This window comes from Variovorax sp. OAS795, assembly GCF_040546685.1.
In the GTDB taxonomy this organism is placed as follows: Bacteria; Pseudomonadota; Gammaproteobacteria; order Burkholderiales; family Burkholderiaceae_C; genus Variovorax.
This window is the reverse complement of the sequence record NZ_JBEPOH010000001.1, coordinates 5,243,563-5,265,964: the sequence shown is the minus strand read 5'-3', so window position 1 is coordinate 5,265,964 and position 22,402 is coordinate 5,243,563. Positions and strand designations below refer to the sequence as shown.

Below are 22,402 nucleotides of genomic sequence, written 5' to 3'. Positions count from 1 at the left end.
TCCTTTTTGTGTGAGCACCCAAAAAGTGTTCACACAAAAAGGCAAGCAACGCAGAGTCTCCTCGGAGGCGCCGCGAAGCAGCTCCAGGCAGCAGGCTCGATGAGCAGGCTGCCACGGAGGCCGAAGAAAAAAACTTCCTTCGAAGTTGACGCGGTTTGAAAAAACAGTGCATAATCGAAGGCTGCGCTGAAACAGCTTCAGCGTCTCGCAGCGAAGGTTGCGGGGTGCGACAAGAGGGTGTTGAAAGCGAAAAAAGTTTGACGGTACTTAAAAAACCGTGATAGACTACAAGGCTTCGCTGATCGCAGCAAAGCAAGACGAAGCAGACGAAAGTTTGCTTCGGGGTTCGTTAAAAATTTACAGCCGATAAGCGTGGGCGTTTGAAGGTAATTGCGTAAGTTCTTCGGGACAAGTCGCAAGACTTAAAAACGCTCATGAGATAGAAGTGAAGTTCACTTTAATTCTTTTTTTATGAGTTTTGCCTCATCGCGAGATGGGGCGCAAAAATCAAGATCGAACTATAGAGTTTGATCCTGGCTCAGATTGAACGCTGGCGGCATGCCTTACACATGCAAGTCGAACGGCAGCGCGGGAGCAATCCTGGCGGCGAGTGGCGAACGGGTGAGTAATACATCGGAACGTGCCCAATCGTGGGGGATAACGCAGCGAAAGCTGTGCTAATACCGCATAAGATCTACGGATGAAAGCAGGGGATCGCAAGACCTTGCGCGAATGGAGCGGCCGATGGCAGATTAGGTAGTTGGTGAGGTAAAGGCTCACCAAGCCTTCGATCTGTAGCTGGTCTGAGAGGACGACCAGCCACACTGGGACTGAGACACGGCCCAGACTCCTACGGGAGGCAGCAGTGGGGAATTTTGGACAATGGGCGAAAGCCTGATCCAGCCATGCCGCGTGCAGGATGAAGGCCTTCGGGTTGTAAACTGCTTTTGTACGGAACGAAACGGCTCTTTCTAATAAAGAGGGCTAATGACGGTACCGTAAGAATAAGCACCGGCTAACTACGTGCCAGCAGCCGCGGTAATACGTAGGGTGCAAGCGTTAATCGGAATTACTGGGCGTAAAGCGTGCGCAGGCGGTAATGTAAGACAGTTGTGAAATCCCCGGGCTCAACCTGGGAACTGCATCTGTGACTGCATTGCTGGAGTACGGTAGAGGGGGATGGAATTCCGCGTGTAGCAGTGAAATGCGTAGATATGCGGAGGAACACCGATGGCGAAGGCAATCCCCTGGACCTGTACTGACGCTCATGCACGAAAGCGTGGGGAGCAAACAGGATTAGATACCCTGGTAGTCCACGCCCTAAACGATGTCAACTGGTTGTTGGGTCTTCACTGACTCAGTAACGAAGCTAACGCGTGAAGTTGACCGCCTGGGGAGTACGGCCGCAAGGTTGAAACTCAAAGGAATTGACGGGGACCCGCACAAGCGGTGGATGATGTGGTTTAATTCGATGCAACGCGAAAAACCTTACCCACCTTTGACATGTACGGAATTCGCCAGAGATGGCTTAGTGCTCGAAAGAGAACCGTAACACAGGTGCTGCATGGCTGTCGTCAGCTCGTGTCGTGAGATGTTGGGTTAAGTCCCGCAACGAGCGCAACCCTTGTCATTAGTTGCTACATTCAGTTGGGCACTCTAATGAGACTGCCGGTGACAAACCGGAGGAAGGTGGGGATGACGTCAAGTCCTCATGGCCCTTATAGGTGGGGCTACACACGTCATACAATGGCTGGTACAAAGGGTTGCCAACCCGCGAGGGGGAGCTAATCCCATAAAACCAGTCGTAGTCCGGATCGCAGTCTGCAACTCGACTGCGTGAAGTCGGAATCGCTAGTAATCGTGGATCAGAATGTCACGGTGAATACGTTCCCGGGTCTTGTACACACCGCCCGTCACACCATGGGAGCGGGTTCTGCCAGAAGTAGTTAGCCTAACCGCAAGGAGGGCGATTACCACGGCAGGGTTCGTGACTGGGGTGAAGTCGTAACAAGGTAGCCGTATCGGAAGGTGCGGCTGGATCACCTCCTTTCTGGAAACAAGCAATTTAATTTAAACGCCCACACTTATCGGTTGTTGGAAGAAGTCGAAGTCTTCATTGATTCTCGATTGGGTCTGTAGCTCAGCTGGTTAGAGCACCGTCTTGATAAGGCGGGGGTCGTTGGTTCGAGCCCAACTAGACCCACCAAATCTTCTGATTTCTCGTGTGAGAGTTTTGGGGGATTAGCTCAGCTGGGAGAGCACCTGCTTTGCAAGCAGGGGGTCGTCGGTTCGATCCCGTCATCCTCCACCAATAAATCGATACTTAAAATTCAACACCAAAGCGGCTTTGTGCGTGAGCATGAGGCTTCTTTGTTGTTGATCGAGATCTCTTGATCAATCGGCTGTTCTTTAAAAATTCATAGAGTCGAATCAGCGTTGCTGATGGAAACTGCACATTCGTAAAGGTTTAGTGCAGACCGTGCCATCAGCAACATAGAATTTTTGATTGCGTCAAAAGAAACTTCAATTTCGAGTCAAATCGAATTTTGAATGTAACGGCATAACGCGTCAGGTGAGAGACCTGACATATTCCTTGTGATGATTTTGTAGTTTCGCAAGAAACGTCAAAGTTATAGGGTCAAGTGAATAAGAGCACGTGGTGGATGCCTTGGCGATGATAGGCGACGAAGGACGTGATAGCCTGCGATAAGCTTCGGGGAGCTGGCAAATTAGCTTTGATCCGGAGATTTCCGAATGGGGAAACCCACCGAAAGGTATCGCATGATGAATACATAGTCATGCGAGGCGAACCGGGTGAACTGAAACATCTCAGTAGCTCGAGGAAAAGACATCAACCGAGATTCCGAAAGTAGTGGCGAGCGAAATCGGAGAAGCCTGTTAGTGATAGCACAAGACATAACGGAACAGTTTGGAAAGACTGGCCATAGCGGGTGATAGCCCCGTACGTGAAATGACCTGTGTGGTACTGAGCTAACGACAAGTAGGGCGGGACACGAGAAATCCTGTCTGAATATGGGGGGACCATCCTCCAAGGCTAAATACTCATCATCGACCGATAGTGAACTAGTACCGTGAGGGAAAGGCGAAAAGAACCCCGGGAGGGGAGTGAAATAGATCCTGAAACCGCGTGCTTACAAAAAGTAGGAGCCTCGTAAGGGGTGACTGCGTACCTTTTGTATAATGGGTCAGCGACTTACATTCAGTGGCAAGGTTAACCGAATAGGGAAGCCGTAGAGAAATCGAGTCCGAATAGGGCGATCAGTCGCTGGGTGTAGACCCGAAACCAAGTGATCTATCCATGGCCAGGATGAAGGTGCCGTAACAGGTACTGGAGGTCCGAACCGACTAGTGTTGCAAAACTAGCGGATGAGCTGTGGATAGGGGTGAAAGGCTAAACAAACTTGGAAATAGCTGGTTCTCTCCGAAAACTATTTAGGTAGTGCCTCAAGTATTACCATCGGGGGTAGAGCACTGTTTTGGCTAGGGGGTCATGGCGACTTACCAAACCAAGGCAAACTCCGAATACCGATGAGTACAGCTTGGGAGACAGAGCACCGGGTGCTAACGTCCGGACTCAAGAGGGAAACAACCCAGACCGCCAGCTAAGGTCCCTAAAATTGGCTAAGTGGGAAACGAAGTGGGAAGGCTAAAACAGTCAGGATGTTGGCTTAGAAGCAGCCATCATTTAAAGAAAGCGTAATAGCTCACTGATCGAGTCGTCCTGCGCGGAAGATGTAACGGGGCTAAGCCAGTTACCGAAGCTGCGGATTTGCAATTTATTGCAAGTGGTAGGAGAGCGTTCTGTAAGCCTGTGAAGGTGCGTTGTAAAGCGTGCTGGAGGTATCAGAAGTGCGAATGCTGACATGAGTAGCGTTAAAGGGGGTGAAAAGCCCCCTCGCCGTAAGCGCAAGGTTTTCTACGCAACGTTCATCGGCGTAGAGTGAGTCGGCCCCTAAGGCGAGGCAGAGATGCGTAGCTGATGGGAAACAGGTCAATATTCCTGTACCGTTATATAGTGCGATGTGGGGACGGATCTTAATAGGTCATCCAGTTATTGGATTATTCTGGTTTAGTTGGATGTAGGCGTGCATTAGGCAAATCCGGTGCACATATACCGAGGCCAACGATCGAGCGGACTTGTCCGTGAAGTGACTGAACGAGGTTCCAGGAAAAGCCACTAAGCTTCAGCTATATACGACCGTACCGCAAACCGACACTGGTGCGCGAGATGAGTATTCTAAGGCGCTTGAGAGAACTCAGGAGAAGGAACTCGGCAAATTGACACCGTAACTTCGGAAGAAGGTGTGCCCTATTAGTGTGTAGTGAACAACGAAGCATGAATGGGTTGCAAAAAATCGGTGGCTGCGACTGTTTATTAAAAACACAGCACTCTGCAAACACGAAAGTGGACGTATAGGGTGTGACGCCTGCCCGGTGCTGGAAGATTAAATGATGGGGTGCAAGCTCTTGATTGAAGTCCCAGTAAACGGCGGCCGTAACTATAACGGTCCTAAGGTAGCGAAATTCCTTGTCGGGTAAGTTCCGACCTGCACGAATGGCGTAACGATGGCCACACTGTCTCCTCCTGAGACTCAGCGAAGTTGAAATGTTTGTGATGATGCAATCTCCCCGCGGAAAGACGGAAAGACCCCATGAACCTTTACTGTAGCTTTGTATTGGACTTTGAACAGATCTGTGTAGGATAGGTGGGAGGCTTTGAAGCAGGGTCGCTAGATCTTGTGGAGCCAACGTTGAAATACCACCCTGGTGTGTTTGAGGTTCTAACCTAGGTCCATTATCTGGATCGGGGACAGTGCATGGTAGGCAGTTTGACTGGGGCGGTCTCCTCCCAAAGCGTAACGGAGGAGTTCGAAGGTACGCTAGTTACGGTCGGACATCGTGACGATAGTGCAATGGCATAAGCGTGCTTAACTGCGAGACTGACAAGTCGAGCAGATGCGAAAGCAGGACATAGTGATCCGGTGGTTCTGTATGGAAGGGCCATCGCTCAACGGATAAAAGGTACTCTGGGGATAACAGGCTGATACCGCCCAAGAGTTCATATCGACGGCGGTGTTTGGCACCTCGATGTCGGCTCATCTCATCCTGGGGCTGTAGCCGGTCCCAAGGGTATGGCTGTTCGCCATTTAAAGAGGTACGTGAGCTGGGTTTAAAACGTCGTGAGACAGTTTGGTCCCTATCTTCCGTGGGCGCTGCAGATTTGAGGAAGCCTGCTCCTAGTACGAGAGGACCGGAGTGGACACACCTCTGGTGTATCGGTTGTCACGCCAGTGGCATTGCCGAGTAGCTAAGTGTGGAAGAGATAACCGCTGAAAGCATCTAAGCGGGAAACTCGTTTCAAGATGAGATCTGCCGGGGCCTTGAGCCCCCTAAAGAGTCGTTCAAGACCAGGACGTTGATAGGTCAGGTGTGGAAGCGCAGTAATGCGTTAAGCTAACTGATACTAATTGCTCGTGCGGCTTGACCCTATAACTTTGATCAGTCTGATCAAGGTGTTATGCCAAGTTGACGCATTCAAAATACATTCAAGCAAGCGCAAGACAATTGCGCGCTGATTCCAAACTCTATGAATTCGTTGTGTTGATCATGTGATCAGCACAGCAACAAGTTATGCCTGATGACCATAGCGACGTGGTACCACTCCTTCCCATCCCGAACAGGACAGTGAAACGCGTCAGCGCCGATGATAGTGCGGGTTCCCGTGTGAAAGTAGGTCATCGTCAGGCTCTTACAGCCTGGAAAAGCCCAACACAGCGTGTTGGGCTTTTTCTTTTGGTGCTTCAAGAAAGCGCGTCATCATCAGATGGCGCGCTTTTTTTATTGCCAAACGGACGCTAGATATTGCGGATGCCAGACGCGTGTATTTCGGCAGCGCCCGCACCGGCCAATTCAGCCAGGATATCGTCGGTCAATTGGCGCAATTCCACCCCGGCAAAGAAGCGCGAGTGAATCATCCCGAGGTACGCCGCGCTCTGGAGCCATGCTTCCCAGTCGCCGAAAGCGATGGATTGCACTTCCAGCAGCTTGAACTTCATGAGCACCTTGATGGCGTGCCGCGCATGCTTCACGGGATCGCGCTGCAGACCGTCGAGCCGCCGGCGCGCAACGGCCAGGGCGCTCGCCACGTCATCGAAGACGCGGCCGTGTCCTGGAATGACGTGCAGTGGCGCCAGTGCCTCGATCCGATCGAGCGTGGCCGCCACGTCGTCGAATGACGGCTCCCCGGCGAGCTCGGGAAAGGCAACGCCGAAGCCGTTCTCCCACAAGGCGTCCGCTGAAATCAGCGTTCGCGAAGCGGGGTCGAACAGGATGATGGAATGGGGATCGTGCCCCGGCGCGCCGTGCACCTGCCAGGGAGTGCCCCCGAGCATGCATTCCGCCCCGGGCCGCAGCAACCCGCTGAATCGAAAGGGCGGGCAGATCTGTCCCGTGGCAAGGAAGCTCAGTTTGCTTTCGTCCCAGCGTTCCACCAGTGCCGCTTCGCCTGGCGGGATGTCGGTGCGAAGCCCGGCATAGCGCTGCTGCAAGGCCGCATTGCCGCCGCAGTGGTCGCTGTGCAGATGCGTATTCAGGACCCGGTCGAGCGGCCGCGTTCCCAACGCCGATTCGACCAGCGCCAAGGTCTGACCGGCATGCGTGACATAGCCGGTGTCGACCAACGCGGTCTCGTCGGCGCCGATGAACAGGATGTTGTTCGAAGAGAGCCAGCCGCGCTCGAAGACGACGAGATTCGCCGGCAGCCCGGCCGCAGCTTGACGGCTCATTCAGGCGCTCGTGCTGGTGCGCAGTTCGCGCCGCAGGATCTTCCCGACATTGGTTTTGGGCAGCGAATCGCGGAACTCGATGTGCTTCGGCCGCTTGTAGCCCGTGAGCTGCCCACTGCAGTATTGCATCACCGCGTCTTCCGTGAGCGTCGGATCCCTTCGCACCACGAAGACCTTGATCGCCTCGCCCTGTTTTTCATCGGGCACGCCGACGGCGGCGCATTCGACGACCCCGGGGCAGAGCGAGATCACGTTCTCCAACTCGTTCGGAAACACGTTGAAGCCGCTGACCAGGATCATGTCCTTCTTGCGGTCGACGATGCGGCTGTAGCCGTCCTCCTGCATGACGGCGATGTCGCCGGTACGCATGAACCCGTCGGCCGTGAAGGCGGCGGCCGTTTCGGCCGGCTGGTTGTAGTAGCCCGTCATCACGTTGGGGCCCTTGATGCAGAGCTCGCCCGGCGTTCCGACTGGCAGGGAGTTGCCTTCATCGTCCTTGATGGCGATCTCGATGCTGGGCAAGGGCAGCCCGATGGTGCCGGTGAACTCGGTGTTCGACACCGGATTGTTGGTGCCGATCGCGCAGGTTTCGCTCATGCCCCAGCCTTCGATCATCGGGCAGCCCGTGGCTTCGAACCACCGTCGTGCCGTCCCCTCGGAGGCCGCCATTCCCCCGGCCTGCGACACGAACAGCGTGGAGAAATCGATCGACTTGAATTCGGGATGCATCAGCAGCGCATTGAACAGCGTGTTCACTGCCGGCAGCATGTGGAACGGCCGCTTCTTCAGCACGGCGATGAACTTGTCGAAGTCGCGCGGGTTCGGCACCAGCGTCATGTGCGAGCCCTGGCGGATCACCAGCAGGCAGAGCGTGAGCGCGAAGATGTGATACAGCGGCAGCGCCGCAATGCTGTTGACCTTCGACAGGTCGCCCGCCCTGGACAGCGCGGGCGTGAACCAGGCCTCGGCCTGCAAGGTGGCCGCAACGATGTTGCGATGCGTCAGCACCGCTCCCTTCGAGAGCCCGGTGGTGCCGCCGGTGTACTGCAGGAAGGCGATCGAATCGAGCGTGCTCTGGTCCGCCGCGAGCGGCCGCCCGCGGCCTTGCTCGATGACCTTGGAAAAAGGCGTCACGGTGCGGCCGTTGCCCATGGGCAGCTTGAACGGCGGAACCATCTTCGCGAGGTGGCGCACCGCGACGGTGATCCAGGCCCCGTAGAGGCCGCCCAGCAGATCGCCCATCGAGGTGACGACCACGTGCTTGACGGGCGTGCGCTCGATCACCTGCTCCAGCGTTGCCGCGAAGTTCTCCAGGATGACGATGGCCGTCGCGCCCGAGTCCTTGAGCTGATGCTCGAGCTCGCGCGCCGTGTAGAGCGGATTGACGTTGACGCAGGTATAGCCCGCCCGCAGCACGCCGCACATCGTGACCGCGAACTGCGGCACGTTGGGCAGCATGATCGCCACCCGCGCGCCCGGCTCGAGCCCGAGCGACTGCAGCCATGCGCCCAGCGCCTTGGACAGCTGGTCGAGTTCGCCGTACGACATCCACCGCTCCATGCAGACCGAGAACGGCCGCTCGGCGTAGCGCCCGAAGGCCTCGTCGAACATGTGGGGCAGGGACCGGTACTGCTCCGGGTGAATCTCGTGCGGCACGTCGGCCGGGTAGTTCTGTCGCGCGGATGTCTGCATGCAAGCTCCTTTTGCGCGGATTGTGGGAGCCAGATGCCTCCACCCGCCAGCGGGCTTGTCCTAGGAGCAGGGTGCGCGCTGTCGCGCGCGCGATAGCGGTGGTTGTCAGGCCTTGCCGGTCTCGCCGGGCAACAGCACCCCCGCAGGGATGTCCGACTCGACCTCGAGCGCGCGATAGAGCGGCGTGAAGTCGGGCGCCGTGAGTTCGAACAACTGCGCGAAGCTCTCGATCACGAAATAGTTGGCTTGGTACGTGTCGATCTTGTAGAGCGTGCGCATGGTGCGCAGCAGGTCCAGCGGCAGCCTGTGCGGCTCGCTGCTGCGCACCGCGTGCTGCAATTCGCCCACCGAGCTCAGGATGCCGGCACCATAGGCGCGCAGGCCGTCGGGCTGGCGGATCAGGCCGAACTCGACCGTGTACCAGTAGAGCCGTGCCAGCTTCTCGCCTGCACCCAATTCATGCGCCTTGATGCCGCCTTGGCCATAGCGCTGCACGTAGTCGGCAAAGGTGGGGTCGAACAGCATCGGCACATGCCCGAACAGGTCGTGGAACACATCGGGCTCGACGATGTAGTTGAACTCGTCGGGCTTGCGGATCCAGTCGGTCACCGGGAACTTGCGGTTCGCCAGCAGGGTGAAGAACGGCAGCTCGGGAATCAGGCCCGGCACCGCGACGATCTCCCAGCCGGTCGCGCGGTGCAGCCGCTCGTTGATTTCCTCGAACCGGGGAATGCGGTCCTTCACCCCCAGCAAGGGCAGGGCGTTGATGAACGCATCACAGGCCAGGCCGGGCAGTTGCGCGGCCTGCCGCTCGTAGAGCCGCTTGTAGGTGTCGTGGTCGGCTGGCGTGTAGCTGGCCCAGTCCTGCGGGCAGGTGTAGTCGGCCTGCACCACGCCGCCGCGCGAATAATCGCCGCGCGGCGGGCGGTCGGAAGCGCCGTAGACAACGGGCGTGGCAGCGGCAGGCGCGGTGGCGGCAAGGATGTCCATGGGAAGTTGTTCTCTGGTTATTTGAGCCAGCGGTCCATCACGCGCTGGAAGTCGCCGCCGGCCTGCTGCAGGTGCAGCCATTGGTCGACGTAGGCCTTGAAGGCCACGTCGTCCCTCGGCAGCATCCAGGCCATCTCGCCGTATTGCAGCGGCTTGTCCGGATTGACGGCGCAAAGCCCCGGCTTGAGCTTCTGTTGCGTGATGGCTTCAGCGGATTCGGTCACGAACACGTCAGCGCGGTTGGCAAGGATCTCGTCGAAGATCGTCACGTTCTCTCCGTGCAGCGTGAGCTTGGCCTGCTTGAAGTTGGCGCGTGCAAATCGCTCGTTGCTGCCGCCCGGGTTGAAGATGACCCGCGTCGAAGGCTTGTCGATGTCGGCCACGGTCTGGTACTTGGCAACATCGGCGCAGCGCGCAATGGGCGCCTTGCCGTTCACCATGTAGGGCGTGCTGAAGAAGGCGCGCTTCTGCCGGTCGGTGGTGACGGAAACGCCGCCCACGGCCAGGTCGCATTTGCCGGCAGCCAGGTCGGGCAGCAGGTTGGCCCAAGTGGTCTTCACCCATTCGGGCTTGGCGCCCAGGCTCGCGCTGAAACCCGTCATCAGGTCCACGTCGATGCCTTCGAAGGTGCCGTCGGCCTTCTGGAAGCTGAACGGCTTGTAGTCTCCCGGCGTGCAGATGCGCAGCGCCGAGGCCTTCTGCACCGCGTCCAGGCGCGAGGCGCCGGCGCCCGGCGCCGCTGGTGCCATGGCACAGCCCGAGAGAACGGCTGCAGCCGCGACAAGGGTCAAGCCGATCGAAAACGTGCTGCGCATGGGGGCTCCTGGCCAGTGAAAAGAGGCGTTTATTTTGCGGCCGTCAACACGCCGCGGCGCATCTGGTCGAGCTCGATGCTTTCGAACAGCGCCTTGAAGTTGCCGTTGCCGAAGCCGTCATCGCCCTTGCGCTGGATGAACTCGAAGAAGATCGGCCCAAGCTGGTTCTCGCTGAAGATCTGCAGCAGCAGGGCGTCCTTCTTGCCGTCGATCAGGATCTTGCGCTTCTTCAGTTCGGCCACGTCCTCGCCATGTCCGGGGATGCGCTTGTCGACCAGTTCGTAGTAGGTGTCGATGGTGTCGAGCAGCGTGACGCCATTGGCGCGCAGCGCATCGACGGTGTCGTACAGGTTGTCCGAGCCCATCGCGATGTGCTGGATGCCTTCGCCGCGGTACATGTCCAGGTACTCCTGGATCTGGCCGGCCTGCTCCTTGCCCTCTTCGTTGATCGGGATGCGGATCTTGCCGCACGGGCTGGTCATGGCCTTGCTCTTCACGCCCGTGACCTGGCCTTCGATGTCGAAGTACTTGATCTCGCGGAAGTTGAAGAGCTTCTCGTAGAAAGCGGCCCAGACGTTCATGCGGCCGCGGTACACGTTGTGCGTCAGGTGGTCGATGTAGGTGAGGCCGTTGCCCTTGGGCGCGAGCGCGTCCTTCGACGCCACGCCCGGCAGCGGTTCGAAGTCGACGTCATAGAAGCCGATGTTGCCGATGTCGCCGGGCTGCGCGCCGTTCTTGCCGGGCCAGCGGTCGACCAGGTAGATCAGGCTGTCGCCGATGCCCTTGATGGCCGGGATGTTCAGTTCGCCAGGGCCTGCCTTGTCGGCAAATCCCCAGGCGCCGAGAGAGGTGGCGCGTTCGTAGGCCTGCTTGGCATCCTGCACGCGGAAGGCGATGGCGCAGACGCTCGGGCCGTGCTCGCGCGCAAAGCGCTGCGCGAACGAGTCGGGTTCGGCGTTCACGATGAAATTGATCGTGCCCTGGCGGTAGAGCAGCACATTCTTGTGGCGGTGCTTGGCCACGGCCGTGAAGCCCATGCGCTCGAACACCTTGCCCATCGCGACCGGGTCGGGTGCCGCATATTCGATGAATTCGAAGCCATCCGTGCCCATCGGGTTCTCCCAAGGCGTGAAGGGGGGCGCGTCGGTGTGGCTCATGTGGGGTCTCCAGAAGGGCGGGTTCGAATGAATGAAATGGCCGGCGGGTGGCGTGAATGCGGCCAGTCATGCACTGTAGGGCGGATGCCGCTCACGTTTTCAGCGTTGTTGGGCGCAGATGCTGGCTATCACGCAGTAAAACTGCGAAAATTATGTGATGGAAGCATTGGACAAGATAGATCGGATGATTCTGCGCACGCTGCAAGCAGACGGCCGAGCCACCTACGACCAGATCGCCGAGCAGGTGAGCCTGTCGCCGAGCGCCGTGCTCCGACGGGTCAAGCGGCTGGAAGAAAGCGGCGTCATCGACCGCTACGTCGCGCTCGTCCGGCCCGAGGTCATCGGGCTCGGGCTCACCGCTTACCTCAACGTCCGGCTCGAAAAGCACACCGAGAGCCACAAGCGCAATCCCATGGACTTGTTCCGGGCTAGCGTGCAGACTTGGCCCGAAGTCGTCGAATGCGCGGCCCTCACGGGTGACATGGATTACCTCCTGCGCGTGGTGGTCGCCGACATGGGTCACTACAGCCGCTTCATCATGGACACCCTGCTCAAGCACCCCAGCGTGGAAGATTGCAAGACCAGTTTCGTTCTCGACCGAGTCAAGGCCACCACGGCCCTGCCGGTCTAGCTGGCCGCGGGTTGTGAAACCACGCGCCATCGGGCAATGATTCCGCCTATGAAGCCCGAAAGTACCCACACTGGCTTGTTGTTTAAGGGAAAACCCTTATATTTGAGCCATGCTTACCGCCAAGACCCTCCTGAAGGCGTCTCTCGGCCTCGGCTCTTTCCTGAAAGCGCCCATGGTTGAGGCGCAACCGCGAGCGAGCTCCGCGCCCTCGCCCTCTCCCGTCATGGTGCCGATCCGTTCGATCGGCCCGCGCGAGCGCGACCGCATCGCGCAACACCTGCTCGCACTGAGTCCGCACGACCGCTACCTGCGCTTCGGCTACGCCGCGGCCGACGAGCAGGTGCAGCGCTACGTGGACGGGCTCGACTTCGACCGCGACGAGCTGTTCGGCATCTACAACCGCCGGCTCGACCTGATTGCGATGGCCCACCTGGCCTTCGCCCCGGACGACCAGCACAGCGACTGCGCCGAGTTCGGCGTTTCGGTGGCTGCGCACGCGCGCGGCCGTGGCTATGGAGCCCGCCTTTTCGAGCGTGCCGTCGTCGTGGCGCGCAACGAAGGCGTGGGCATGCTGTTCATTCATGCGCTGAGCGAAAACGCCGCCATGCTGAAAATCGCCCGCAACGCCGGCGCCACCGTGGTGCGCAGCGGTTCCGAGTCCGAGGCGCACCTGCGGCTGCCGAGCGCCACCTTCGACAGCCGCATGAGCGAAATCGCGCTCGAGCACTACGCCGCGGTCGATTTCCAGCTCAAGACCCGCGCCAAGCAGTTCTGGGCTTTCCTGGCCAGCGTGCAGGAAGTGCGCAGCGGCATGCGCGACGCGCGCAGCAAATCCGCCCCTTGAGCGCCCCCGGGGCAAGGGCCATGAGGGCGTGCAGTGGAGCATGTCACGCGCATCCGGTATCCTTGCAGCTCTTCAACTACGCCTCCCGCAGTGGCCGAACCTCACTCTGATCGCGCTCCCGTCGAACGGGAGGACAAGCGCGGCTTTCTCCAGAAACTGGCCGAATTCATTCACCCCGGCCCCGACTCGCGCGACGAACTGATCGAAACCCTCGCCGATGCCGAGGACAACGAGGTGATCGGCGCCGAATCGCGCGTGATGCTCGAAGGCGTGCTGCGCATGGCCGACATGACGGCCGGCGATGTGATGGTTGCCGCTCCGCGCATGGACCTGGTAAACATCGACGCGCCGTACGACGCACTGCTGCACCTGGTCATCGACACCGCGCACTCGCGTTTCCCGGTGTACGAGGGCGAAAAAGAAAACATCATCGGCATCCTGCTCGCGAAGGACCTGCTCAAGCTGCAGCGCGCGCCGGGGCTCAACATCCGCGCGCTGCTCCGGCCCGCCACCTTCGTTCCCGAGAGCAAGGGCCTGAACGACCTGCTGCGCGAATTCCGCGGCAACCGCAACCACCTGGCCATCGTGATCGACGAGTTCGGCCGCGTGGCGGGCCTCATCACCATCGAGGACGTGCTCGAGCAGATCGTCGGCGAGATCGAAGACGAGTTCGACATCGCCGAGGACGAAGGCGACATCTTCGGCCTGGCCGACCACACCTATCGCGTCTCGGGCGACACGCCGATCGAACGCGTGGCCGAGGCCTTCGGCATCACCTTCGACGAAGAACAGCTGACCGAAGACTTCGACACCATCGGCGGCCTCATCGCACACGAAATGGGCCACGTGCCCAAGCGCGGCGAGCACCACGCAATCGGCGGCTTCGACTTCGTCGTGCTGCACACCAAGGGCGGCGCCGTGCGCTGGTTCAAGGTGTCCCCGGCCCGCGGCAGCGACGCGGCCGACTGATGCCGCTGCCCGCAGCGGCAACGCTCCGCACTTCCCGCATCTTTTCGGCCGTGGGGCTGCTGCGCCTCCTGGGCTTTGCGCTGGCCGGCCTCGCGCAGGCCGCCGCCATCGCTTGGCCCTCCAATGGACACCCGCTCTGGTGGCTGCAGCTCGCCTCGCTCGCGGTGCTGGTCGGCCTGCTCGACCGGCTGCGCGCCGAAGGGGCGGGATGGCGCCGCGCGGGCCTGCATGGCTGGCTCTTCTCGACTGCCTGGCTCACCGGCAGCTTCTGGTGGCTCTTCATCTCGATGCACACCTATGGCGGGCTGCCAGCGCCACTCGCGGCCCTCGCGGTGTTCTCGCTCGCGGCGGCGCTCGGGCTCTACTACGCCGCGGCCTGCGCCTGGTTTGTCGCACGGGGTCCCAAGGGGCCCGTGGCCAGCGCCTTGCTCTTCGCGGCCCTGTGGACGCTGGCCGAGCTCGTGCGCGGCAGCTGGTTCACCGGCTTCCCCTGGGGTGCCGGCGGCTATGCGCACGTGGAGGGCCCGTTGGCCGCGTGGGCGCCGTGGATCGGCGTGTACGGCATCGGCGCGGTCGCTGCGCTCGCGGCGGCCCTCGTCGCGCTGACGCGGCCCGCCCGCACCTTGGGGTTGGTCCAGGCCGTGGTCCTGGTCGCCGTGGTCTTCGCTGCGCCGCACCTGGCCGACCCGCTGCCCGCCGGTGCGCGCGGCGCCAAGGGATCGAGCGGCCACCTGCCCATGGCCTTGCTCCAGGGCAACATCCCGCAAGACGAAAAATTCATTCCCGGCGGCGGCATCGACCTGGCGCTGCGCTGGTACGGAGAACAGCTGCGCGATGCCGGGGCTTCGCTCGTGGTGACGCCGGAAACCGCGCTGCCGCTGCTGCCGCAGCAATTGCCGGCGGGCTACCTCGAGGCCATCCAGTCGCGCTACAGCCAAGGGACGCAGGCCGCCATCGTCGGCTTGCCGACGGGCGGTCAAGGCACCTACAGCAATGCGGTGCTCGGGTTCAAGCCCGGTGCGGCAGCGCCCTACAGCTACAGCAAGCACCACCTCGTTCCGTTCGGCGAATTCATTCCGCCGGGCTTTCGCTGGTTCATCCGGATGATGAACATTCCCCTGGGCGATTTCGCCCGCGGCGGGCTCGCGCAGGCGCCATTCGCGTGGCAGGGCCAGCGCATCGCGCCCAACATCTGCTACGAAGACCTGTTCGGCGACGAGATCGGCGCGAACTTCAAGGACGAGGCCACGGCACCGACCATCCTGCTCAACGTGAGCAACATCGCGTGGTTCGGCAACTCGGTGGCCATCGACCAGCACCTGGCGATCTCGCGCATGCGCTCGCTCGAATTCGCGCGGCCGATGGTGCGGGCCACCAACACGGGCGCGACCGTGGTCATCGATGCGGCCGGCCGCGTCACGCACCAGCTGCCGCGGCTCACGCGCGGCGTGCTCGAGGCCTCGGTCGAGGGCCGCACCGGCCTCACGCCCTTCGCGCGCTGGGTGGCGCCGTTCGGCCTCTGGCCGCTCTGGATCACGGTCCTTGCGATCGTGGCCATCGCTTTCCTGCTGCGCCGCCGCCAGGGCTGAGGCGCAGCAAATCCTCGTCAGGCCGTTGCCGGCGCGGATTTCACGGGCCAGTCGCGCAGCTTGCCCGGGTTCAGCAGCCCCATCGGATCGAAGCGCTTCTTCACCTCGATGACCTCTGGGGGCAATGCCCCGCCGGCCTTGCCGTCCTCCACGATGTTCACGTGCGGGTTGTTGATGTGCACGCCATGCGCACGATGGATGCCGATGATTTCCGCCAGCCGCTCCTCGGTGCTGAAGCGCACCAGCTGCAGGCCGCTGCAGGTCATGAGGCCCGCCACGTTGCGCAGGAACTCGACGTGCATCAGCACCTCGCCGCCCAGCAGCTTCTCCATCTCGATGACCTGCTCGACGTGGCGACCCGGCACGAAGCCGCTTTGCAGGTAGGTCAGCGTCGGATCGATCTTGAGCGCATGCAGCGTCGTGTGGTTCCAGGTGAATTCCATCAGCGTGCGGTTGCTCTTTTGCACTTCGGCCGCGGTCTTGCGGTAGCTCACGGTGCCGCCATATGCTTCGGCGAACTGCAGCATGGCGGGCTCGCACGATTCGGCGACCAGCGACAGCACGGTGTGGCAACCCTTGGGCAGATGCGCGGCAAGCTGCGCAAGGTGGTCCGATATCGGCGCACCGAAAAATGCGATCTCGCGCTTCACGACGCCCGGCGCATTCGCCAGCTTGTCGGCGAAATGCAGCGCATCTTCAAACTGTTCGAAGGTCACCAGCGTTTCGAGCCAGGGATGTGACGGTGCGAGCGCGACCTCGATCTCCAGCACGAGCCCGTTGGTGCCCCAGAGGTGATGCATGCGCATCGCTTCGGGCCCACGCAGCTCGACGACTTGCGGCTCCGGTTCGATGGTCATCGCGCGGATGCCCAGCACATTGCCCGGCGCACCGAGCGGCCCGTAGTTGATGGAGCCCACGCCGCCGAAGCCGCCGCCGAACAGGCCGCCCAGCGTGGCGCTGCGGTAAGTGGAGGGAAGGCAGCGCATTTCCTGGCCTGAAGGCAGTGTCTGCTTCTCGAGCTGGCCCAGGCGGATGCCGGCCTGCGCGCGCGCGACGCCCGGCTTCACCCACAGGAACGCGTTGTACCCCGTCATGTCGAGCACCACGCCGCCCGCGAGCGGCGTGGTCTGCCCGTAGTTGCCGGTGCCGCTGCCGCGCAGGGTGATCGGCACGCCGCGCCGCGCGCAGGCGCCGACCACGGCGCGAATCTCGTCCTCGGTGCGCGGACGCACGACCACGTCGGCGCGCTTGTCCTTCAGCTGGCGGTTCAGCACCGGGCTGAACCAGGAGAAGTCCTGCGACAACCGTGCCACGCGGCTTTCGTCGGTGATCCAGTCGAGTTCGGGCAGTTCGAGCAGCAGCTGTTCGATGGCGGAAATGGAAGCGTTCATGGTCAAGGTCTTCAATCCTGGGAAAGTTCGCTCGCATGCCACGAGCCCAGCGCCACCTTGGTGAGCCAGGCCATCAGCACGAACAGCGCGACACCGGTCAGCGAAATGAGCAGCAGGGCCGCGAACATGCGCGGGATGTTGAGCTGGAAGCCGGCCTGGAGGATCTGGTAGGCCAGCCCCGCGCCCGACCCACCGGTGCCGGCCACGAACTCGGCCACCACCGCGCCGATCAGCGCCAGCCCGCTCGAGATGCGCAGGCCGCCGAAGAAATACGGCAGCGCGCTTGGAATGCGCAGCCGCACCAGTTGCTGCCAGCGCGTGGCGCGGTTGAGCTTGAAATAGCTCTGCAGGTCCGGGTCGATGCTTCGCAGGCCGAGTGTGGTGTTGCTGATGATCGGGAAAAGCGCCACCAGCGCGGCGCATACCGTCATCGCCGCCACGGGGTTCTTCACCCAGATGATGATGAGCGGCGCCACCGCGACGATCGGCGTGACCTGCAGCAGCACTGCGTACGGGAACAGCGCCGTCTCGATGCGCTTGCTCTGCACGAACAGGAACGAGATCAGCACCCCCGCCACCGTTGCCAGCGCAAACGACAGCACCGTGATCTTGAGCGTCACCAGCAGCGCATTGCCGAGCGGCACCCAGTCGGTGACCAGCGTCTGCACCATGAGGAAGGGCGAGGGCACGAGGTAGGGCGGCAGCTCCATCGCGACCACCATCCACTGCCACAGCGCCACCAGCACCACGCCGATGAGCACCGGGTAGAGCACGCGCTGCACGCGCGGCTGGCCCAGGAGGGGCGGGCTCTTCTTCATCGCGCCATCTCCTCGTCGCCCTGGCTTGCGCGCAGCAGGCTGTCCTGCAGGCGCCGAGCATGGCGCGCGAATTCCGGCGTCACCATGAAATCGGGCGTGCGTGGATAGGGCTCGTCGATGTGGAACTGCTCCACCACGCGGCCCGGCCGCGCGGCCATCATCACCACGCGCGTCGAGAGGAACACCGCCTCATGGATCGAGTGCGTCACGAAGATCACCGTGAGTTTCTTCTTGCGCCACAGGTCGAGCAGGTCGGCGTCGAGCTTGTGGCGCGTGATCTCGTCGAGCGCACCGAAGGGCTCGTCCATCAGCAGCAGGTCGGGCTGCGTCACGAGCCCGCGCGCGATCGACACGCGCATCTGCATGCCGCCGGACAGCGCGCGCGGCAGCGCATCGGAAAATTTCTCCAGCCCCACCAGCGCAAGCGACTCCATCACGCGCGCATCGGCTTCCTTGCGCGGCACGCCGGCCAGGTCGAGCGGCAGCCGCACGTTGGTGCGCACGCTCGCCCAGGGCATCAGCGTGGCCGACTGGAACACGAACGACAGCTTGTGCGGGCAGCTGTGGATTTCGGCGACGGGCTTGCGCCACACCAGCAGGCGACCATCGGTCGGCTCGAGCATGCCCGCCACCATCTTGAGCAGCGTGCTCTTGCCGCAGCCCGAGGGGCCCAGCAGCGTGACGAACTCGCCTTCGGCGATCGACAGGTCCACCGGCAGCAGCGCCTGCGTGCCGTTGGGATAGGTCTTCTCGGCCGAGAGCACTTCCACCGCGGGAACGGCAGGCACCGCGGGCGGCGCGAGGGTGTGGGGTTCGATGCGGTTCATGGCAGAGGGCTCAAGGCAGGACCTTGGCGTCCTTCACGAACTCGGTGGTGTAGGTCTTCGCCAGTTCCACCTTGGCCGGGTCGAGCAGCTTGGCGCTCACCAGGAAGTCGTAGCTCGCCTTGGAGCGTGCATCGGTGATCACGCCGATGCCGAGCTTGGCCGCGTCGCCGCCGGTGACCATGCCCATTTCCTTCAGCTTGGCGACGCTGTAGGCCAGCTGGTCGTCGGTCATGTTGGGGTTGTCCTTCTTGATCAGCGCGTTGGCGGGCGCCGGGTCGGCGAGGTAGCTCTTCCAGCCCTCGGCCGAAGCTTTCACGAAGGCTTCGACCTGCTTGCTGCGGTCCTTCACGGTCTTTTCCATGCACGACACCGTGGTGGCATACGCCGGAAAGCCGTGGTCGCTGAACATGAGCACGGTGCTCTTCACGCCGGCCTTCTGGATGGCGTAGGGCTCCGAGGTCAGGTAGCCCTGCTGCGCGCTGTTCTTGTCGGCCACGAAGGGCTGGATGTTGAAGGTGTACGGACGCGTCTGCTCGTCGGTGAGGCCGAACCTGGCCTTGAGCCACGGCCAGTAGCCGCGGTTGGCCTGCGCGCCGATCAGCAGCGTCTTGCCTTTCAGGTCCTCGAACTTCTTGACGTCGTCGTGCGCGATCAGCACCTGCGGGTCCTTCTGGAAGAAGGCCGCCACATTGACCACCGGCACGCCGCCTTCGCGCACCTGCATCATCTGGATGTCGCTCGAACCCATGATGCAGTCGGCCTGGCCCGCGGCCATCATCTGGGTGATGTTGACCTGCGGGCCGCCCATCTTGATGGTCACGTCGAGCCCGTACTTCTTGTAGATGCCCTGCGCCACCGCCTGGTAGAAGCCGCCGTGCTCGGCCTGCGCATACCAGTTGGTCATGTAGGTGAACTTGTCCTGCGCCTGGGCCGGCGTTGCGGCGGCACACAGTGCGAGCGCGGCGGCGCCGGCCATGGAAAGAGCGGAAGAACGCATGGTGGGAACCTCTCGTGTCGGGTGGAAGAACAGCTTGAAAAAAATAGGGACCGATGCAAGGAGCGCGCCTCAGGCGGGCTGGTACGACTGCTGGATGAAGCCCTGCTGGTGGCCGCGCTCCCAGGTGGCTTCCTCGCGCACCACCCAGCGCAGCGCATGGAGTTCGGTGAGCGCCTGCACCCAGCTGTCGGACAGCGTGTCGAGGATCTCCTGGCCCTGCTCCCGCGTGGCGCTGGTCGGGTCGCCAATGACGCCACTGGGGCCGAAGTCGCGCGCGGTCCATGCGCAGGCCGGCCGGCCGTCGGCCGACAGCAGCTTGATCGGGAACGGCGGCGGAAAGTTGGCGGCCGCACGCTCCATGTGCACCGTGTCGGGCGCCAGCGCGAGCATCAGCGCGGTCTCGGAGTGGCCGGCGTGCATCGACAGGCGCTTTTCCTGCTCGCTGATCTGCTTGCTCGATGCATTCGGCAGCCGCGACACGCCATGCGGCACCACCACGAAGTCGCCATGCCGCAGCCGCAGTTCGCGCGCCGCCATTTCCAGCACCTGCGGCTGCCCGCCATGCCCGTTGGCAAAGAGCAGCTTGCGAAAGCCCGCGCGGTACACCGACTCGCCGATCTCCGTCACGGTCGACAACAGCGTGGTGCCGGTCAGCGTCATGGTGCCCGGAAAGTGCAGGTGCTCTTCGGACTTGCCGTAGGTGATGGTCGGCAGCGCGAAGGCGCGCACCTCGGCCGGCAGTTTTTCGAGCGCCTTGCCCATCACGCCCGAGGCGATCACGCTGTCGACCGAGCACGGCAGGTGCGGTCCGTGCTGCTCGATGGCACCGCAGGGCAGCACGATGACCGTGTTCTCGCGGTCGGGAAGCGCGGCGATCTCGGTCCAGCACAGGTAGGGCAGGAAGCGGTGGGGCGGAATGTAGCCGTGGAGCATGGGGTTCCTTGTTCGTTCGTCAGCGGGGATGAAAGGGCGCGGCGTCGCCGTGGGTCACGCGGCCGTCGCGCAGCACCACGCGGGCGGCGCTGCGCGAGGGCCAGCCGTGGCGGTCGGCCTCGGTGAACAGCACCAGGTCGGCCTTGGCGCCGACCAGCGTCGGCGGCGTGGTGGCGGGCGTGCGCTGCAGCCAGTCGCCGCGGCACAGTGCCTGCGACCAGTCGTCGAAAGGTTCGTCGAGCTGCGCCACCAGCGCGGCCGTGCCCAGCGCATCGACGGGGTCGAAGCTGCCGAGACGGCAGAACGGGTCTTGCACGTTGTCGCTCGCAAACAGCAGCGGAATGCCGCGTTCGCGCGCTTCCTTCACCAGCGTGATGCCGCGCAGGCGCGGTGTGCGGCCCGTCACGGCGTCCTGCAGCAGCAGGTTGGTGGCGGGCAGCGACACCACGGTGATCGGCGCTTGGGCCACCGCGTCGAGCGTGGCGAAGGCCTGGGCTTCGGATTGCGCGGCCAGCGCGCAGATGTGGCCGCAGACCACGCGGCCTTCGAAGCCGATCTCGCGCAGGATGCGGGCGGTGGCCTGCAGCCCGGTCGACGAGGGATTGAGTTCTTCATCGACGTGCAGGTCGACGTCGAGCTCGCAGGCCTGCGCCGACACCAGCAGGTTGCGCAGCGCGTTCTCGCTCCAATTGGTCGAGTGCACGAAGCCGCCCAGCAGCGCATGCGGTCCCGTGGCCTTCACCTGCCGGGCGAGCCGCAGGGCCTGCGCCGCATCCTCGAACAGCGGCAGCTTGATGAGGCTGACCTGCTCCAGCCGTACGCGGCCCGCCCATTCCTCTGCCAGCTCGGCCATCACCGGCCAGGCCAGGGGAATCGCATCCGGCTCCCACCAATCGACGTGCGTGCGCACGTGCGTGGTGCCGCATGCCCAGGCCCACTGCAGGCCGCGCGACGCGCGCTCGTGCACGTCGCGGGCGTTCCAGTGCACACGGTCGGCCAGCATCGCGTCGATCGCGCCCAGCAGTCCCGGCTGCACCGCTTTCATGCGCGGCAGCGTGAATGCCTTGTCCAAGTGCGTGTGGGCATCGACGAAACCGGGCAGCACCAGCGTGCCGGCAAGGTCCCAGCTGTCGGCCGGCAGCGCGGCGTCGTCCTGCGACGCGGGCCGCACCGACTGCACGCGGCCGGCATCCAGCGCGATGCGCGCCAGCACCGGCACACCGTCGTGGCGAGGCCAGCCGGCGGGCAGCAGCCAGCGCGGCAGGCGCGCGTTGCGAAGCAGGGCGGGCGCCTTCATGCGAAGCGCGCCATGGCGGTGCCCACGCGCGCCATGAAGCGCTTCCGCTGGGGCTCGGTCGCCACGTTCATGTGATAGTGGGCGTGGTAGTCCACGCGGGCACGACGGCCGGTGAGCCGCAGCAGGTAGCGCGTGACAATCCTGCGCGGCGGATCGCCCATGTACCAGGCCATCCAGCGCGGCCGGCCGTAGGTGACGACGGCACTGATGCGCTTGATGTGCGTGAGCATCGGCTTCACGTGGGCCGGGTCGCTGATGTCGAAGGCGACGCCCGGCATGAAGAGCCGGTCGAAGTAGCCCTTCAGCATTGCCGGCAGGCCGAAGCACCAGGTCGGAAAGCAGAACACGAGGCCCTCGGCCCACTGAAGCCGCTCCACATAGGGCTGGAGCGGCAGCTGGTTGGCCGGCACGTCGTGGTAGCCCAGCCGCTCCTGGCGCGAGAGCACCGGGTCGAAGCCCTCGGCGTACAAGTCGCAGTCGTCCACTTCATGCCCGGCCGCGCGCAGGTTCCTCAGCACTTCCTGGTGCAGGGCCGAATGGAAGCTGGTTTCGACCGGATGGCAGTAGACGACGAGCACGCGCATGTTTTTGACCGCTTAATCAGAGCAAGTGGTCAGCTTATGCAAGCGACGTGCCAGTCCGGACG

The 22,402-nt window shown here is 62.3% G+C and carries 16 protein-coding genes, 2 tRNA genes and 3 rRNA genes; 9 read left to right on the top strand and 12 right to left on the bottom strand.

Annotated elements, in window-relative coordinates; translation table 11 throughout:
- The first annotated feature begins 515 nt into the window (after nt 1-515).
- The 5 genes from ABID97_RS25405 (at nt 516) to rrf (ending at nt 5,768) form a co-directional block, all read left to right on the top strand.
- Nucleotides 516-2,050 (top strand): 16S ribosomal RNA (locus tag ABID97_RS25405).
- 79 nt (nt 2,051-2,129) lie between these two features.
- Nucleotides 2,130-2,206 (top strand) — tRNA-Ile (locus tag ABID97_RS25400).
- A 29-nt stretch (nt 2,207-2,235) separates the two neighbouring features.
- Nucleotides 2,236-2,311, top strand: a tRNA-Ala gene (locus ABID97_RS25395).
- Nucleotides 2,312-2,636: 325 nt separating this feature from the next.
- Nucleotides 2,637-5,510: ribosomal RNA gene (locus tag ABID97_RS25390) — 23S ribosomal RNA — on the top strand.
- 145 nt (nt 5,511-5,655) lie between these two features.
- A 5S ribosomal RNA gene (rrf, locus tag ABID97_RS25385) occupies nt 5,656-5,768 on the top strand.
- The 16S, 23S and 5S rRNA genes sit together here with 2 tRNA genes alongside, the layout of an rRNA operon.
- 108 nt (nt 5,769-5,876) lie before the next feature.
- Here the strand turns inward: rrf and ABID97_RS25380 are convergent.
- The 5 genes from ABID97_RS25380 to hppD form a co-directional block, all read right to left on the bottom strand.
- Nucleotides 5,877-6,806: an MBL fold metallo-hydrolase gene (locus ABID97_RS25380; protein ID WP_354401626.1), complete on the bottom strand. Its 930-nt coding sequence runs from the start codon at nt 6,804-6,806 to the stop codon at nt 5,877-5,879.
- Entirely contained in the window at nt 6,807-8,498 is a 1,692-nt protein-coding gene (locus ABID97_RS25375; protein ID WP_354401625.1) for an AMP-binding protein, read from the bottom strand.
- Between the two features lie 105 nt (nt 8,499-8,603).
- A complete protein-coding gene (gene phhA / locus ABID97_RS25370; protein WP_354401623.1) occupies nt 8,604-9,488 on the bottom strand; it encodes a phenylalanine 4-monooxygenase in 885 nt (294 codons plus the stop codon).
- 17 nt (nt 9,489-9,505) lie between these two features.
- A complete protein-coding gene (locus tag ABID97_RS25365) occupies nt 9,506-10,303 on the bottom strand; it encodes a transporter substrate-binding domain-containing protein (protein ID WP_354401622.1) in 798 nt (265 codons plus the stop codon).
- Between the two features lie 29 nt (nt 10,304-10,332).
- Nucleotides 10,333-11,460 carry a 4-hydroxyphenylpyruvate dioxygenase gene (hppD, locus tag ABID97_RS25360; protein ID WP_354401620.1) on the bottom strand — a complete coding sequence of 376 codons (1,128 nt, stop codon included), beginning with the start codon at nt 11,458-11,460 and terminating at the stop codon, nt 10,333-10,335.
- A 157-nt stretch (nt 11,461-11,617) separates the two neighbouring features.
- Between hppD and ABID97_RS25355 the strand changes: the two genes are divergently transcribed.
- The 4 genes from ABID97_RS25355 (at nt 11,618) to lnt (ending at nt 15,493) form a co-directional block, all read left to right on the top strand.
- Nucleotides 11,618-12,091: an Lrp/AsnC family transcriptional regulator gene (locus ABID97_RS25355; RefSeq protein ID WP_354401619.1), complete on the top strand. Its 474-nt coding sequence runs from the start codon at nt 11,618-11,620 to the stop codon at nt 12,089-12,091.
- A gap of 109 nt (nt 12,092-12,200) precedes the next feature.
- Nucleotides 12,201-12,935, top strand: a complete 735-nt coding sequence (locus ABID97_RS25350) for a GNAT family N-acetyltransferase (protein ID WP_354401618.1) — start codon at nt 12,201-12,203, stop codon at nt 12,933-12,935.
- A gap of 90 nt (nt 12,936-13,025) precedes the next feature.
- Nucleotides 13,026-13,904 carry a CorC family transporter gene (locus ABID97_RS25345; RefSeq protein ID WP_354401616.1) on the top strand — a complete coding sequence of 293 codons (879 nt, stop codon included), beginning with the start codon at nt 13,026-13,028 and terminating at the stop codon, nt 13,902-13,904.
- Complete coding sequence (gene lnt / locus ABID97_RS25340; RefSeq protein WP_354401614.1) at nt 13,904-15,493, top strand: apolipoprotein N-acyltransferase; 1,590 nt, start codon at nt 13,904-13,906, stop codon at nt 15,491-15,493. The genes ABID97_RS25345 and lnt overlap by 1 nt, the downstream gene beginning before the upstream one ends.
- Nucleotides 15,494-15,510: 17 nt before the next feature.
- Here lnt and ABID97_RS25335 read toward each other — a convergent pair whose 3' ends face one another.
- The 7 genes from ABID97_RS25335 to ABID97_RS25305 all read right to left on the bottom strand — a co-directional run bounded on the left by ABID97_RS25335 (nt 15,511) and on the right by ABID97_RS25305 (nt 22,340).
- Complete coding sequence (locus ABID97_RS25335; RefSeq protein WP_354401613.1) at nt 15,511-16,884, bottom strand: FAD-binding oxidoreductase; 1,374 nt, start codon at nt 16,882-16,884, stop codon at nt 15,511-15,513.
- Nucleotides 16,885-16,895: 11 nt separating this feature from the next.
- Nucleotides 16,896-17,702, bottom strand: coding sequence for an ABC transporter permease (locus ABID97_RS25330; protein ID WP_354401611.1), 807 nt, complete (start codon nt 17,700-17,702; stop codon nt 16,896-16,898).
- A complete protein-coding gene (locus ABID97_RS25325; RefSeq protein WP_354401610.1) occupies nt 17,699-18,529 on the bottom strand; it encodes an ABC transporter ATP-binding protein in 831 nt (276 codons plus the stop codon). Before ABID97_RS25325 ends, ABID97_RS25330 begins: the two co-directional genes overlap by 4 nt.
- A gap of 10 nt (nt 18,530-18,539) precedes the next feature.
- Entirely contained in the window at nt 18,540-19,526 is a 987-nt protein-coding gene (locus tag ABID97_RS25320; protein ID WP_354401609.1) for an ABC transporter substrate-binding protein, read from the bottom strand.
- Between the two features lie 69 nt (nt 19,527-19,595).
- On the bottom strand, nt 19,596-20,459 hold the full coding sequence (locus ABID97_RS25315) for a creatininase family protein (RefSeq protein WP_354401608.1): 864 nt from the start codon (nt 20,457-20,459) through the stop codon (nt 19,596-19,598).
- 19 nt (nt 20,460-20,478) lie between these two features.
- Entirely contained in the window at nt 20,479-21,756 is a 1,278-nt protein-coding gene (locus tag ABID97_RS25310; protein WP_354401607.1) for an amidohydrolase family protein, read from the bottom strand.
- Nucleotides 21,753-22,340 carry an NAD(P)H-dependent oxidoreductase gene (locus ABID97_RS25305; protein ID WP_354401605.1) on the bottom strand — a complete coding sequence of 196 codons (588 nt, stop codon included), beginning with the start codon at nt 22,338-22,340 and terminating at the stop codon, nt 21,753-21,755. Before ABID97_RS25305 ends, ABID97_RS25310 begins: the two co-directional genes overlap by 4 nt.
- Between the last annotated feature and the right edge of the window lie 62 nt (nt 22,341-22,402).

What these genes read in the sequence shown, in the direction of transcription:
- ABID97_RS25325 (WP_354401610.1), bottom strand. Translation starts at nt 18,529, where the DNA reads ATGAACCGCATCGAACCCCACACCCTCGCGCCGCCCGCGGTGCCTGCC.
- phhA (WP_354401623.1), bottom strand. Translation starts at nt 9,488, where the DNA reads ATGGACATCCTTGCCGCCACCGCGCCTGCCGCTGCCACGCCCGTTGTC.
- ABID97_RS25305 (WP_354401605.1), bottom strand. Translation starts at nt 22,340, where the DNA reads ATGCGCGTGCTCGTCGTCTACTGCCATCCGGTCGAAACCAGCTTCCAT.
- ABID97_RS25335 (WP_354401613.1), bottom strand. Translation starts at nt 16,884, where the DNA reads ATGAACGCTTCCATTTCCGCCATCGAACAGCTGCTGCTCGAACTGCCC.
- ABID97_RS25350 (WP_354401618.1), top strand. Translation starts at nt 12,201, where the DNA reads ATGCTTACCGCCAAGACCCTCCTGAAGGCGTCTCTCGGCCTCGGCTCT.
- ABID97_RS25380 (WP_354401626.1), bottom strand. Translation starts at nt 6,806, where the DNA reads ATGAGCCGTCAAGCTGCGGCCGGGCTGCCGGCGAATCTCGTCGTCTTC.
- ABID97_RS25355 (WP_354401619.1), top strand. Translation starts at nt 11,618, where the DNA reads ATGGAAGCATTGGACAAGATAGATCGGATGATTCTGCGCACGCTGCAA.
- ABID97_RS25375 (WP_354401625.1), bottom strand. Translation starts at nt 8,498, where the DNA reads ATGCAGACATCCGCGCGACAGAACTACCCGGCCGACGTGCCGCACGAG.
- ABID97_RS25320 (WP_354401609.1), bottom strand. Translation starts at nt 19,526, where the DNA reads ATGCGTTCTTCCGCTCTTTCCATGGCCGGCGCCGCCGCGCTCGCACTG.
- ABID97_RS25315 (WP_354401608.1), bottom strand. Translation starts at nt 20,459, where the DNA reads ATGCTCCACGGCTACATTCCGCCCCACCGCTTCCTGCCCTACCTGTGC.
- hppD (WP_354401620.1), bottom strand. Translation starts at nt 11,460, where the DNA reads ATGAGCCACACCGACGCGCCCCCCTTCACGCCTTGGGAGAACCCGATG.
- ABID97_RS25365 (WP_354401622.1), bottom strand. Translation starts at nt 10,303, where the DNA reads ATGCGCAGCACGTTTTCGATCGGCTTGACCCTTGTCGCGGCTGCAGCC.
- ABID97_RS25310 (WP_354401607.1), bottom strand. Translation starts at nt 21,756, where the DNA reads ATGAAGGCGCCCGCCCTGCTTCGCAACGCGCGCCTGCCGCGCTGGCTG.
- lnt (WP_354401614.1), top strand. Translation starts at nt 13,904, where the DNA reads ATGCCGCTGCCCGCAGCGGCAACGCTCCGCACTTCCCGCATCTTTTCG.
- ABID97_RS25330 (WP_354401611.1), bottom strand. Translation starts at nt 17,702, where the DNA reads ATGAAGAAGAGCCCGCCCCTCCTGGGCCAGCCGCGCGTGCAGCGCGTG.